Source organism: Streptomyces seoulensis, assembly GCF_022846655.1.
GTDB lineage: Bacteria > Actinomycetota > Actinomycetes > Streptomycetales > Streptomycetaceae > Streptomyces.
In genome coordinates this window covers 5949840-5963233 of record NZ_AP025667.1, presented here as the reverse complement: position 1 = coordinate 5963233, position 13394 = coordinate 5949840, and the positions used below count along the sequence as shown (strand labels likewise).

The following is a 13394-nucleotide window of genomic DNA, read 5'->3' as shown; positions in this document are numbered from 1 at the left end:
CCTGAAATCTTCCCTGAGACCGGACCGGGGAGATGTTCGACTCCCGGCCGCCGCTCGGGCCCTGGGACCGGCGGCCGGAGATCAGGGAGATCCCGGCGAAGATCAGGGGAGTCTCGGGGGACGACCCTGATGCCCCGGCCCCCGCCGCCGTGTGACCATCGTTGGCATGCCGGAAGCCGCAGCACTCCCCCTCGAAGCCCCGCGGCCGCCGCGCAAGCTCTACCGCAGCGGTGACGGCCGCTGGCTGGGCGGAGTGGCGCGGGGCCTCGCCGGGCATCTCGGGCTGCCCGTGGTGTGGGTGCGGCTCGCCTTCGTGGGCCTGTTCATGGCGAACGGCCTCGGCGCCCTGCTGTACGCCGCGTTCTGGTTCTTCGTCCCGCTCGGCGTCGGCGGTGTGGGCGACCACAAACCGTCCTCGCTCGTCGGCACCGAGACCTCGCCGGACGGGCGCCGCCGACTGGTCGCCCGCAAGCCGGACAAGGGGCAGATGGTCGCGCTGCTCCTCATGGTCATCGTGTCCATCGTCTTCCTGGGCAGCGTCAACCTGACCAACACGGCCAAGGCGTACCTGGTGCCGGCCGTGCTCGTCGCGGCCGGTGTCGCCCTGGTGTGGCGTCAGGCGGACAACGCCCGCCGGGCCCGCTGGGTGGAGGTCGGCAGCCACCGGCGCACGCTCACCCTGCTCCGCGCGGGCGTGGGCGTGCTGCTGGTCACGGCCGGGGTCTCCGCCATCTTCGTGATGCAGGTCTCCGCGGCCCACCTGGGCGCGGTCCTGGAGGCCGCGCTCGCCGTCTTCGTCGGGATCACCCTGCTCGCCGGTCCCTATCTCGTCCGTGTGACCCAGGACCTGTCCGAGGAACGCCTGATGCGCATCCGCGCCCAGGAGCGGGCCGAGGTCGCCGCGCACGTCCACGACTCGGTGCTGCACACCCTCACCCTGATCCAGCGCAACGCGGACAACGCGGGCGAGGTGCGCCGCCTGGCCCGGGCGCAGGAGCGGGACCTGCGCACCTGGCTGTACAAGCCGGAGGGCACCGGCAAGGACGAGGCCGACGAGCCGGACACGGTGGCGGAGGCGGTGCGGCGCAACGCGGCCGAGGTGGAGGACAAGCACGGTGTGCCCATAGAGGTCGTGGTGGTCGGCGACTGCCCGCTGGACGAGGGCACGAGCGCGCAGATGCAGGCCGCGCGCGAAGCGATGGTGAACGCCGCCAAGTACGGTGGCGAGGGCGGTGCCGTGCAGGTCTACGCGGAGGTCGAGGGCCGTACGGTCTTCGTGTCCGTCCGCGACCGGGGGCCGGGCTTCGACCTCGACTCCATACCCGCCGACCGCATGGGGGTCAGGGAGTCGATCATCGGGCGTATGGAGCGCAACGGCGGTACGGCCCGGCTGCGGTCGGTGCCGGACGGCGGCACGGAAGTCGAGTTGGAGATGGAGAGGGCGGAGAAGACGGCATGAGTGACGCGACCGAGGCGAACGGCACGACGGGGGACGCGGAGGCGGCCGGACCCGGACGCGACACCGCGGCAGTGGCCGGGGCGGCGCAGGGCACGGTGGGGCGCCATGTGCGCGTGGTGCTCGTGGACGACCACCGCATGTTCCGCACCGGGGTACAGGCGGAGATCGGCCAGACCGCCCGGACCGGGGTGGAGGTGGTCGGCGAGGCGGCGGACGTCGACCAGGCGGTCTCGGTCATCACCACGGCCCGGCCCGAGGTGGTCCTGCTCGACGTCCATCTGCCCGGCGGTGGCGGGGTCGAGGTGCTCCGGCGCAGCGCGGCGCTGATGGCGGACCCCGAGCGGCCGGTGCGTTTCCTCGCGCTCTCCGTCTCCGACGCCGCGGAGGACGTCATCGGGGTGATCCGGGGCGGCGCGCGCGGCTATGTCACCAAGACCATCACGGGGTCCGACCTGATCGACTCGATCTTCCGGGTGCAGGAGGGCGACGCCGTCTTCTCGCCGCGGCTGGCCGGGTTCGTGCTGGACGCCTTCGCCTCCACCGACGCCCCGCCGGTCGACGAGGACCTGGACCGGCTCACCCAGCGAGAGCGGGAGGTCCTGCGCCTGATCGCACGGGGCTATGCCTACAAGGAGATCGGCAAGCAGCTCTTCATCTCGGTGAAGACGGTCGAGTCCCACGTCTCCGCGGTGCTGCGCAAGCTGCAGTTGTCCAACCGGCACGAGCTGACCCGCTGGGCGACGGCCCGTCGGCTGGTCTGACCCGGCGGCACCTGGCGGGCCCCCGAAGCAGACCCCCAGGGGGCCCGGTCCCGCTCAGGCCACCCGGGTGGCTCCCGCGAACGGCATCTGGTCGATGGGCGCCACCCGGACCGGCGCCGAGGGGTTGGGGGCGTGGATCATGCGGCCGTCGCCGACGTAGATGCCCACGTGGCTGACGCCGGAGTAGAAGAACACCAGGTCGCCGGGCTGGAGCTGGGAGCGGGAGACGCGCCGGCCCGCGTTGATCTGGGCGTAGGTGGTGCGGGGGAGGGAGATGCCCGCGGAGCGGTAGGCGGCCTGGATCAGACCTGAGCAGTCGAAGGCGTTCGGGCCGGTCGCGCCCCAGACGTAGGGGCTGCCGAGCTTCCGGTAGGCGTAGGCGACGGCCGCCGAGGCACGGGAGTTCTGCGCGGCGGCGCGACCGGTGTGCGCGGTCGCCCGGCCGGAGGACGCCTTGGCGGGGACGGCCGGGGCCGGTGCCGAGCGGCCGCCGGTGCCGGAGCGGGTGGCGCGGGCCGGAGCCGCCGCGGTGCCGGTGGTGACCTCGGCGCGCTCGGGCGGGGTGAGCCGGTCGAGCAGTTGCCGCGCCTGCTTCAGCTTGGCGGTGACGGTGTCCTTCTGCCGCTTGAGCTCCGCCTGCCGGGACCGTACCGACTTCGCCTCGACGCGGGCCGCGCCGCGCAGTCGCTCGATCTCCCGGAGCTGGGCGCGTACCCGGGTCACCTGCCTGGCCCGGCGGTCGCCGGCCCGCTCGGCGTAGGCCGCGCCGTCCAGGTAGCGGTCGGGGCTGCTGGAGAGGGCGAGCTGCCAACTGGGGGCGATCGCGCCGTCGCGGTACTGCGCGGCGGCGAAGGAACCCAGGGCGCCGCGGGCCGTGTCGAGTCTCGCCTGCCTCCGGGCGGTCTCGTCGCGCAGGGTGTTCAGCCGGTGCTGGGCGGCGCTCGCCTTCTCGTGCGCGTCGTTGTACTTCTCGGTGGCTGCCTCCGCCTCGCGGTACAGCCGGTCCACCTTGCTCTTGACCTGGGCCGTGGTGAGTCGCGGCTCGGCGTGTCCCGTTCCGTCGAAGACCGTCGCGGTGGCCGCTCCCGCCAGGGCGAGAGTGGCGGCCGTGCGGGCCGTGTTGCCGCTGAGTGAGCGCGCTCGGAGCTTTCGGTGCGCTGCCACCTGGACCGTCACGTCCTTCCATGCAACTCGTGCGGCCGAGGACGGCTGCACCCCGGAGCGGGGCGGGTGTCCGGCGGCCACCGCACAGGGGAGACGGCGGCCGACGGACGGTCCTCGGCGGTGATGTCCGGCTGCCACCCATGGTCCGGGCGGCTTGTGGGGAGCCGGTCACCTGGGGCAGGACGCTAGGCCGAATGGTGACAGGTTGGTAACGCGTGTACGGAACTGCCCCTGACGGACCGATAAGTGACCGTTCTTGACCGGGAAGCCGGGGTGGCTGAGTCGCCTTCCCGCAGCGTGACGATCAAAGAGAGGAACACGGGGCCCGAGGGAGTCAGGGGGTGCTATGGCCCACGAGCGGGTGAGATCCGCCCGTCCCGTGAGAGCGGCGCGGGCCCGGTGCCGGGCCGACGGCGTGTCCCGAACTAGGCTCGGTTGCCATGACCGTACTCATCCATGTCTTCGTCGGCCTGCACATCATCGGCATCGCCGCACTGCTCGGCGGCTTCCTCACCCAGATGAAGGCGATGGGCCGGGGTACGGCCCGCTTCGTGCCCGCCATGCTGCACGGCGCGATCACCATGCTGGTCACCGGAGTGGTGCTGGTCGGCCTCGACGAGGCGGACGGCCACCACGTCAACAACATCAAGATCGGCATCAAGCTGGCCCTGCTGATCGTGATCCTCGCGCTGGTCTACGTGAAGCGCGACGAGGAGACGGTCGACAAGGGCATGTTCGGGCTGGTCGGCGCACTGACCACGGCGAACGTCTTCATCGCCGTGCTGTGGACGTGACGCCCGGCGCCCCCGCCTCCTGAGGACCCAGGCTCCCGGCGCGCGCCGCGAGCACCGCGCCCACGGCGGCCGCCAGCCACACCGCGACCGCCACCCACACCAGCACCTTCCCCGGCCCGTCCAGCCACGACACGTCCAGGGCGGCCGCGACCGCGAGGGTCGCCGTCGCCGTCATCCCCATCGAGAACACCGTCGCCCACCGCAGCAGGCCGTAGCGCGGCCGGGGGCGGGTCAGCTCGGCCAGCAGCAGGACGGCGTAGCAGGCGAGGTCCAGCACCAGCAGGATCGCGGTCACCTGGTGCAGGACATCGCTGTCGTCCTTGTTCCACAGGTACAGCCGCGCGCTGTCGGCGGAGATCAGCCGGGCCCCGGCCAGCGCCGAGACCGAGAGCGCGCCGCCCGCGATCCAGTGGTCGCCCGGCCCCTGGAGCACCTGCCGGGTGTCGAAGCGGGGCATGGTGAGGGCGTAGAGCAGCAGGCCCAGCCAGAACAGGACCAGCGCGGTGTGCGCGAGCCAGGCCGCCGCCTCGGCACCCGCCAGCGTGGCCGCCAGCACCGCGACCGCCTGTGTGGCCACGCAACACATGAACACCGTGCCCGGCATGCGCAGCCCCCAGTTCCGCAGGACGGCGAAGAGCAGGACCGGCCAGAGGAGCGCCGACAGGGCCAGCAGGGCCTGGGCCAGGGGCTGGACGCCGAGCAGCGAGATCCGGGTGCCGAGCACCGCGGTCGCCGCCACGGCGGTGAGCGCCGCCGGGGCGCGCGCCTCCTCGGCCCAGCGTCCCCGCTGCCCGGCCAGCCGCAGCGCGAAGGTGACGGCGAGGGTCAGCCAGGCGAGGCAGGCCAGTACCAGGAAGATCCGGGACACCACCTCGACGCCCGCCAGTCGCAGGCCGATGGAGACGACGGCGGTCGCCATGACGGCGGCCCCCGCCGCCGGAGGACGCTCCGCCACCCACGTACGCACACCCGAGATGCCCGACATGTCCCTGATGCTAGGGAGCGGTGCGCCCCCGGCAGGGACCCCACGCGCGCGTGGAGCTCGAAAAGAGGACCGGGACCAGCGCGGACGCCCGGTGCGCGGAGATCGTCCCGCCGGGAATCCGGCCGGGTTCCCGGGACCGGGACCGGTTGTCGGCGGGGCGCCCTAGACTCGTAGAGCGATGAGCAGCCTCTTTGACGACAGCTTCCTGGCGAACCTCCAGCCCCCGCGCGGGCACGAGGAGGAGTCCGCACCGCCCGAGGACGAGCACGCTCCGGAGCCGGTCCCGGACGACCTGTTCGGGGGGAAGTTCGACCTGCCCCCGGACCGGGACACCCACTACCGCGGCGGCGCCCCGCGCCCCCCGATCGACGCGGCGGCCCTGCTGGAAGGGCTGAACGAAAACCAGCGCGCGGCCGTCGCCCACGCCGGCTCCCCGCTGCTCATCGTCGCGGGCGCCGGTTCCGGCAAGACGCGGGTGCTCACCCACCGCATCGCCCACCTCCTCGCCGAGCGCCATGTGCATCCGGGGCAGATCCTCGCGATCACCTTCACCAACAAGGCCGCGGGCGAGATGAAGGAGCGCGTCGAGGAGCTCGTCGGCCCGCGCGCGGGCGCGATGTGGGTCATGACCTTCCACAGCGCCTGCGTCCGCATCCTGCGCCGCGAGTCGAAGCGGCTGGGCTTCACCTCGTCCTTCTCGATCTACGACGCGGCCGACAGCAAGCGTCTGATGGCCCTGGTCTGCCGCGACCTGGACCTCGACCCCAAGCGCTACCCGCCCAAGTCCTTCAGCGCCAAGATCAGCAACCTGAAGAACGAGCTGATCGACGAGGAGGACTTCGCCGCCCAGGCCACCGACGGCTTCGAGAAGACCCTCGCCCAGGCGTACGCGCTCTACCAGTCGCGGCTGCGCGAGGCCAACGCCCTCGACTTCGACGACCTGATCATGACCACGGTCAACCTGCTGCGCGCCTTCCCCGACGTGGCCGAGCACTACCGCCGCCGCTTCCGGCACGTCATGGTCGACGAGTACCAGGACACCAACCACGCGCAGTACGCGCTGGTGCGCGAGCTGGTCGGCACCGGGGCGCACGACGAGGACGTGCCGCCGAGCGAGGCCGACCTGCCGCCCGCCGAGCTGTGCGTGGTGGGTGACGCGGACCAGTCGATCTACGCCTTCCGGGGCGCGACCATCCGCAACATCCTCCAGTTCGAGGAGGACTACCCCGACGCGACGACGATCCTGCTGGAGCAGAACTACCGCTCCACGCAGACCATCCTGTCCGCCGCCAACGCGGTCATCGAGCGCAACGAGTCCCGCCGCCCCAAGAACCTGTGGACCAACGCGGGCCAGGGCGCGGGCATCATCGGCTACGTCGCGGACAACGAGCACGACGAGGCCCAGTTCGTCGCCGACGAGATAGACCGTCTCACCGACGCGGGCGACGCCAAGGCCGGGGACGTGGCGGTGTTCTACCGCACCAACGCCCAGTCCCGTGTGTTCGAGGAGATCTTCATCCGCGTCGGCCTGCCGTACAAGGTCGTCGGCGGTGTGCGCTTCTACGAGCGCAAGGAGGTCCGGGACGTCCTGGCCTACCTGCGCGTGCTGGCCAACCCCGAGGACTCGGTGCCGATGCGCCGCATCCTCAACGTGCCCAAGCGGGGCATCGGGGAGCGCGCCGAGGCGATGGTCGACGCCCTCGCCCAGCGGGAGAAGATCAGCTTCCCGCAGGCGCTGAAGCGGGTGGACGAGGCGTACGGCATGGCCGCGCGCTCCACCAACGCGGTCCGGCGGTTCAACGCGCTGATGGACGACCTGCGCACCGTCGTCGAGTCCGGCGCGGGCCCGGCCACCGTGCTGGAGGCGGTCCTGGAGCGCACCGGCTACCTGGCCGAGCTCCAGGCGTCCACCGACCCGCAGGACGAGACCCGGATCGAGAACCTCCAGGAACTCGCGGCCGTGGCGCTGGAGTTCGAGCAGGAGCGCGAGGACGGCGAGCAGGGCACGCTGGCCGAGTTCCTGGAGCGGGTCGCCCTCGTCGCCGACTCCGACCAGATCCCCGACGAGGAGGACGGCGACGGCGTCATCACGCTGATGACCCTGCACACCGCCAAGGGGCTGGAGTTCCCGGTCGTCTTCCTCACCGGCATGGAGGACGGCGTCTTCCCGCACATGCGCGCCCTCAGCCAGACCAAGGAGCTGGAGGAGGAGCGGCGCCTGGCCTACGTCGGCATCACGCGCGCGCGTGAGCGGCTCTACCTCACCCGCGCCTCGCTGCGCAGCGCCTGGGGCCAGCCGTCCTACAACCCGCCCTCCCGGTTCCTGGAGGAGATCCCGGCCACCCACCTGGAGTGGAAGCGGACCGGTGCCTCGGCCGCGCCCGCGTTCGGCAAGGCCGCCTCCTCGGTCGCGTCCACCCTCTCCTCGTCCCGCTCCCGCTCCTCGGCGGCCGGCGCGTCCGGGTTCGCCACCCGCCGGACCGGCGACAAGCCGGTGGTGTCGCTGGCGATCGGGGACCGGGTCACCCACGACCAGTTCGGCCTCGGCACGGTGGTCGCGGTGGCCGGCGAGGGCGACAAGGCGCAGGCCACGATCGACTTCGGGGCCGGCAACTCCAAGCGGCTGCTGCTGCGGTACGCGCCGGTGGAGAAGCTCTAGACGACTCGAGCCCCGCCGGTCGGGCGGGGCTCGAACTCGAAGGTTTTCCGGGAAGCGGGATCAGGTCGGGTCCAGGCCGTGGCTGCGCAGCCACGGCAGGGGGTCGACCGCCGCGCCGCCCGCCGGGCGGACCTCGAAGTGCAGGTGCGGGCCGGTGGAGTTGCCGGAGTTGCCGGAGTAGGCGACCGGCTCGCCCGCCTTGACGCTGGTGCCGGAGGGGACGCGGTAGCTGGAGAGGTGGCAGTACCAGGTCTCCGTGCCGTCCTTCGCCGTCAGGACCAGCATGTTGCCGTAGGCGCTGTTCCACTTGGTGGTGACGACACCGTCGGTCGCGGCCATCACCGTGGTGCCGTACGACACGGGGAAGTCGATGCCGGTGTGGACGGACATCCAGTTCACGCCCGCCTGGCCGAACTGGGCGCTGAGCCCCTTCTGCGCCACCGGGATGGCGAACTTGGGCCGCAGTCTCTCCTTGAGCGCGGCCTCGGCGGCGGCCTTCTTCTTCTCCAGCGCCTGCTGCGCCTTGAGGTCGATGCGCTCCTGGGTCCGGCTCACCCGGTCGGTGAAGTCGTCGGCCCCGGCGGACAGGGTCCGTAGCTGGGTGTCGAGCTTGCTGTTGGCGACGGAGGGCTTCACCGCGGGCGCGTCGGCCGCGGAGGCGGCGGCCTCCTGGGTGTCACCGGTCAGGTCGCCCACCGACGCGGCGGCGATCCCGGCCACCCCCATCACACAGGCCGAGGGCACGGCGACGGTCAGCAGCGCGGAGCGCTTGGCCGGTGTCCGGCGCCGGGAGCGGGCCGCGGCGCGGGAGCCGGCCCGCGGGACCGGGGTGACCTCTTCCTGGTCGTCCAGGAGGACGGGCGCGTCCGGGACTTCGCCGGTGCCGGTCAACTCGTCGTCCGAGGCGGGGTGTTCGTCGTACTGGTGGTCCGCGTACTCGGCGTATGCCGCGTCGTCCCCGTACGGGTCGTGGGTCACCTGGTCGAAGGTGGCCGTCGCCTGCTGGTCGAACGGCTCCTCGGCCCGCTGGTGCTCGGCGGCCGTGCCGTCGGTGTTCCACTGGGTGGCGTCGTAGGCGCCGGTGTCGAAGGTCTGGGTGCCCCACTCCCACTGCTGGGCGGGGTCCGGGACGGGCTGCTGCCCTTGCTGGGACCAGGCGTTGGGGTCCCAGGCGCCGGTGTCCTCATGGGTGCCCTGCGCGGGGACGGTCCAGGCGGCGGTCTCGTACGCGCCCGTGTCGTAGCCGGTGTGCTGCTGGGCCGCGTAGGGGTCGTGGGGGACGTGCCCGCCGTCGCCGGTCTGCCAGTGCGTGGTGTCGTACGCGCCCGTGGCCTGGAGACCGGCCGGGTAACCGCCGAGGTGCGGGTCGGTGGCATAGGCCGCCTCGCCCACCGGGAAACCGCTGGCGTCGTAACCGCCGTACGTGGTGGAGTCGTCGTACGGGACTTCCGGTGCTCCGTACGGTGCGTAGTGCGCGTTGGAGGCGTCGGAAGCCGGAGCCGGGGTCATGGTCCCCGACGGGTGACGGTCGTTCACCAACTTCTCTTTCGCCTCGACAACAGGGGCTGCCAGAGCAGTGCGGCGACTGTACCCGGCGGTACGCGGGCGCGACAATCTTCCGCTGGTTTCACGCGGACGGGAAACGGGCATTCGGCCGTGTTTCGGGGTTCGCCGGACGCGACTTTGGCCCTGTGTTCGAAGAGTGTTCGAGAATCTGTGACGCTCCGTCACTCGTGGGAAGCCTGTGGCAGGGCCGCGAGCCAGTCCGTGTACCAAGTGTGGAAGTCGGGGTGCGATGGGGTGAAGCCGCCCCAGTCCGGGTCGAGGAACCAGATCTCACCGGCGCGCGGGCCGTTCAGGACGAGCCGGGAGTACGTTCCGCAGCCCTGTTCGGACAGCAGCAGCGTGCCTCGGGTCAGCGTGTCGGCGTCGGCGATACGGCCGGGCCGGGGCTCCGCCAGCGGGAACGGGGAGGTCAGGCGCCCCGGAAGCCTGTCCCGCGCCCACTCGTCGTCCACCGCCCGGTCTTCGTCGGCCTCGGGGTGTGGGGTGGTCAGCGGCATGAGTCCGTGGGCCGGGCCGGCGGGGCCGTCGCCCACCTGGGTGACGAAGGTGCGGTACTCCGGGGGCAGCTCGATGCCGTGGGCGGTCTCGAAGGCCCGGACCTCGTGCTCCGGCAGCGGGGGTCGCAGTTCGTAACGGTGCGTATCCGCCCCGAAACGCTCCCTGGGCCGGTCGAGCGCCGCGGCCTCCCGCAGTCGGGTCCGTACGGCCGCTTGGTCCCAGCTCTCCATGGCGCCGACCGTAACAAGGTCGGGTGACCTGTTGCGGGGGCTCTCAGGCCACGGTCAGGCCGCCGCCCTCCTGCCGCTTCATGGCGGACTCGGAGTCGAGGGCCTCCCGTATCCCGGCCGCCACGGTGGGGTGGACGGGGAGGGCGAGGTGGCCGATGCCGCTCACCCGGATGTTGTGCGCCTCCAGGTCGGGGTGGTCGACGCAGGCCGCCTCCAGCGGGGCCATCACCGAGTCCAGGTCGCTCCAGAAGCTCACGAACCGCGTACGGCAGCCCGGCGCCGGACCGGCCAGCTCCTCGATCACCGGCGAGTCGGGGCGCATCTGCCGCACGATCGGGTGCGCGTTGGCCAGCGGCACCGCGCGTGTCCCGGAGTGCGGGGTGCCCAGGGTGACCACGGTTCGCACCCGGGCGTCACCGCCGAGGCACTGTGCGTAGTACCGGGCGATCAGGCCGCCCAGGCTGTGGCCCACGATGTCCACCTGGGCGCTGCCGGTGCGCTCGCAGATCTCCTCCACATGCCTGCCCAGCAGCTCGGCCGCCGTGCGGATGTCGCAGGTCAGCGGGGAGTAGTTCAGCGACTCCACCCGCTGCCTGCCGTGCTGGGCGAGGCTGCGGCGCAGCAGGACGAAGACCGAGCGGTTGTCGATGAAGCCGTGCAGCAGCACGACCGGCGGACCGGTCGGGACGGGGAGCCTCGCCGCGCCGCTCGGCACGGGAAGGTCGGCCTGGCGGCGCTCCTGGGTCAGGCCGGTCGGGTACAGCAGCACGTGACCGGCGAGGATCGCGGCCTCCAGGGCGGTGGCCTTCACCAGCGTCACGGATACGGAGGCCAGTCTGCCGGGCCAGAGACGCCGGCAGATCGGGAGGAAGAGTGGCAGTACCCCGGTGACCTTCATTGGCCGACCTCCTGTCGGCACGTGGGGGGCGGCTCTGTCCCCCAGGTGCCCTCATGTCCCACCATGTGATTTCCCCCTCGCCGCGTGCCGTAAAACAGTTCGCTGCGGGATGCTGGGGATAACGTTCGTTCACTTTCGACAGGTGGCGGAACGTGCCAGGTGTGCGGTACTTGTCAGTACGGGACGGAAGCGGTCGCTTCCCGCTCCCTTGATGGTGGTCGCTTGATGGAGGCAGTGATGGGTGTGGCAGCCGGTCCGATCCGCGTGGTGGTGGCCAAGCCGGGGCTCGACGGCCACGATCGCGGGGCCAAGGTCATCGCCCGCGCGCTGCGCGACGCGGGTATGGAGGTCATCTACACCGGCCTTCACCAGACGCCCGAGCAGATCGTCGCCACGGCGATCCAGGAGGACGCCGACGCGATCGGCCTGTCCATCCTCTCGGGCGCCCACAACACGCTCTTCGCCGCCGTCATCGACCTCCTCAAGGAGCGCGACGCCGACGACATCCTGGTCTTCGGCGGCGGCATCATCCCGGAGGAGGACATCGCGCCGCTGCGGGAGAAGGGTGTCGCCCAGATCTTCACACCGGGCGCGACCACCACGTCCATCGTGGAGTGGGTACGGGCGAACGCGCGCCAGCCGGCCGCCTCCGGCGGCTGAGTCCCACCTCCTTCACGGGCCGTCCGGGGACAGCTCGCGTACCATCGCCGCGCGCAGTCGCAGGGTGGTCGCCAGCCGTTGGAACGCCTCCGCCCAGTAGCCACCGGCGCCGGGGGTGGTGTCCTCCCGCTCGTCGGGCACGGCTGGCAGGCTGTCCAGCCGGGCCGTCTCGACGGGGTCGAGGCAGCGCTCGGCCAGGCCCATCACCCCGCTGAAGCTCCACGGGTAACTGCCCGCCTCCCGGGCGTTCTCGAGGGCGTCGACGACCGCACGGCCCAGCGGGGCCGTCCACGGCAGCGCGCACACCCCGAGCAACTGGAACGCCTCCGACAGACCGTGCCCGGATATGAACCCGGCCACCCAGGCGGCCCGTTCGTCCGCGTCCAGCGCGGCCAGCAGCTTGGCCCGGTCCGCCAGGGACACCGCGCCCGGCCCGCCCGCCTCCGGCGCGGACGGTGACCCCAGCAGCGCCCGCGCCCACCGCGCGTCCCGCTGCCGGACCGCCGCACGGCACCAGGCCGCGTGCAGCTCGGCCTGCCAGCCGTCCGTCACGGGCAGCGCCACGATCTGCTCCGGGGTGCGCCCGCCGAGCCGGTCCGGCCACGTGGGAAGCGGCGCGGCTTCCACCAACTGTCCCAGCCACCAGGACCGTTCGCCCCGGCCGGTCGGAGGTCTGGCCGTCACGCCGTCGCGTTCCATGTCCGCGTCGCAGGCGGCCGGCGCCTCCACGACTATCGCGGCCGCGCTGCCGGTGTGGTCCAGGGCCACGCAGGTCGCGGCCCGCTTCGCCATCCGCGCGGCGAGTGCCGATCCGGGCAGCGTGGACAGCAGCTCGGCCGCCGTCGCCCGCACGTTTCGGCTGCGGTCGCCGAGTGCCTGCTCCAGGAAGGGTTCGTCATCGGCCGACAGGCCGGCGCGCAGCGAGTCCAGGAACATCAGCCGGTCCTCGGCCCGCTCCTGCGACCAGGTTCCCGCGAGCAACTCCCGCGCGGCCTCGGGTGTACGGGCGCGCAGCGCGGTCAGCAGGGCCACCCGCTCCGCGAACAGGCCCTCCTGCCACAGCTTCCGTACCGCCTCGCCGTCCTCGGTACCGGGCAGCGCCGAGGTGCCGCCGGAGGCCGAGCGCTGGGCGAAGCGCCAGTCCGGGTTCAGCCGGGCCAGCCACAGCGCCCGTGCGCCCGCGAACTCCAGCGCGGCCGGGCGCAGATCAGTACGGGCCCGGGCGGCGTCCAGCAGGGCGGGCAGCGTCTGCGGGGGTGCCGCGTAGCCGTGCGCGTTGGCCGCCGCCAGCCACTGGGGGAGGAGTTCGGTGAGGTCGGGGGTGCTTCCTCGGCGGCCGCCGCCTCCGCCGGGGCGGTCGGCCAGCAGGAGCGTGAGCCGGTGGGCGGCGGCGGGGGGCAGCGCGGGGCGGGTGTCGGCGGGGGCGGGTTCGGGCCGTGCGGCCACGCGTCCGGGCCGCAGCCCGGCCCGCCGCCGCACGGCCGCCACGGCGGCGGCGTCCAGCAGGGCGACGGGGGCTTCCCGCCCGGCGGGGTCCACGGGGAGGGGGCGGCGGTCGGTGCCGAGGAGGGCGGTGGTCAGGAGGTCTTCCCAGGGGGGCGCCGGGGTGGTCGCGGCCGGGGTTCCGTGCATGGGGTTCCCTTCCGGTGAAGTCGTAGGTGGAGGTGGAGCGTTCGGTGTGGCGCCACCGTGTTGCCGAGGTCTCCGGCAGCGCCGGCCC

At 72.7% G+C, this 13394-nt stretch carries 11 protein-coding genes; 5 read left to right on the top strand and 6 right to left on the bottom strand.

The genetic code is table 11. The annotated features are described in order from the left end of the window. The first annotated feature begins 166 nt into the window (after positions 1 to 166). Both HEK131_RS27275 and HEK131_RS27270 read left to right on the top strand, forming a co-directional pair. Positions 167 to 1459, top strand: coding sequence for an ATP-binding protein (locus HEK131_RS27275; RefSeq protein WP_244337455.1), 1293 nt, complete (start codon positions 167 to 169; stop codon positions 1457 to 1459). Continuing rightward, positions 1456 to 2220, top strand: coding sequence for a LuxR C-terminal-related transcriptional regulator (locus tag HEK131_RS27270; protein ID WP_244337453.1), 765 nt, complete (start codon positions 1456 to 1458; stop codon positions 2218 to 2220). Before HEK131_RS27275 ends, HEK131_RS27270 begins: the two co-directional genes overlap by 4 nt. Before the next feature lie 54 nt (positions 2221 to 2274). On the opposite strand, the gene HEK131_RS27265 is transcribed toward HEK131_RS27270, so the two are convergent. Then, positions 2275 to 3384 carry a C40 family peptidase gene (locus HEK131_RS27265; RefSeq protein ID WP_217461915.1) on the bottom strand — a complete coding sequence of 370 codons (1110 nt, stop codon included), beginning with the start codon at positions 3382 to 3384 and terminating at the stop codon, positions 2275 to 2277. A gap of 440 nt (positions 3385 to 3824) precedes the next feature. Between HEK131_RS27265 and HEK131_RS27260 the strand changes: the two genes are divergently transcribed. Next, positions 3825 to 4178 (top strand): hypothetical protein, encoded by a 354-nt coding sequence (locus tag HEK131_RS27260; protein ID WP_244337451.1) that lies wholly within the window; start codon positions 3825 to 3827, stop codon positions 4176 to 4178. Here HEK131_RS27260 and HEK131_RS27255 read toward each other — a convergent pair. Continuing rightward, complete coding sequence (locus HEK131_RS27255; protein WP_244337449.1) at positions 4156 to 5163, bottom strand: hypothetical protein; 1008 nt, start codon at positions 5161 to 5163, stop codon at positions 4156 to 4158. The genes HEK131_RS27260 and HEK131_RS27255 overlap by 23 nt on opposite strands. Before the next feature lie 178 nt (positions 5164 to 5341). Between HEK131_RS27255 and pcrA the strand changes: the two genes are divergently transcribed. Next, on the top strand, positions 5342 to 7822 hold the full coding sequence (gene pcrA / locus HEK131_RS27250) for a DNA helicase PcrA (RefSeq protein WP_244337447.1): 2481 nt from the start codon (positions 5342 to 5344) through the stop codon (positions 7820 to 7822). A gap of 60 nt (positions 7823 to 7882) precedes the next feature. On the opposite strand, the gene HEK131_RS27245 is transcribed toward pcrA, so the two are convergent. From HEK131_RS27245 to HEK131_RS27235, 3 genes are all read right to left on the bottom strand, one after another. Next, positions 7883 to 9358 carry a M23 family metallopeptidase gene (locus HEK131_RS27245; protein ID WP_244337445.1) on the bottom strand — a complete coding sequence of 492 codons (1476 nt, stop codon included), beginning with the start codon at positions 9356 to 9358 and terminating at the stop codon, positions 7883 to 7885. A 191-nt stretch (positions 9359 to 9549) separates the two neighbouring features. Continuing rightward, positions 9550 to 10116: an SMI1/KNR4 family protein gene (locus HEK131_RS27240; RefSeq protein WP_244337443.1), complete on the bottom strand. Its 567-nt coding sequence runs from the start codon at positions 10114 to 10116 to the stop codon at positions 9550 to 9552. Between the two features lie 43 nt (positions 10117 to 10159). Next, the gene (locus HEK131_RS27235) at positions 10160 to 11014 is read right to left on the bottom strand and encodes an esterase/lipase family protein (RefSeq protein ID WP_161146458.1); all 855 of its coding nucleotides are present in this window, start codon (positions 11012 to 11014) and stop codon (positions 10160 to 10162) included. Positions 11015 to 11251: 237 nt separating this feature from the next. Here HEK131_RS27235 and HEK131_RS27230 point away from each other — a divergent pair, with 237 nt between their 5' ends. After that, positions 11252 to 11674, top strand: a complete 423-nt coding sequence (locus HEK131_RS27230) for a cobalamin B12-binding domain-containing protein (RefSeq protein WP_217461922.1) — start codon at positions 11252 to 11254, stop codon at positions 11672 to 11674. Between the two features lie 12 nt (positions 11675 to 11686). On the opposite strand, the gene HEK131_RS27225 is transcribed toward HEK131_RS27230, so the two are convergent. Then, entirely contained in the window at positions 11687 to 13306 is a 1620-nt protein-coding gene (locus HEK131_RS27225; RefSeq protein ID WP_244337441.1) for a DUF5691 domain-containing protein, read from the bottom strand. Positions 13307 to 13394 lie beyond the last annotated feature (88 nt).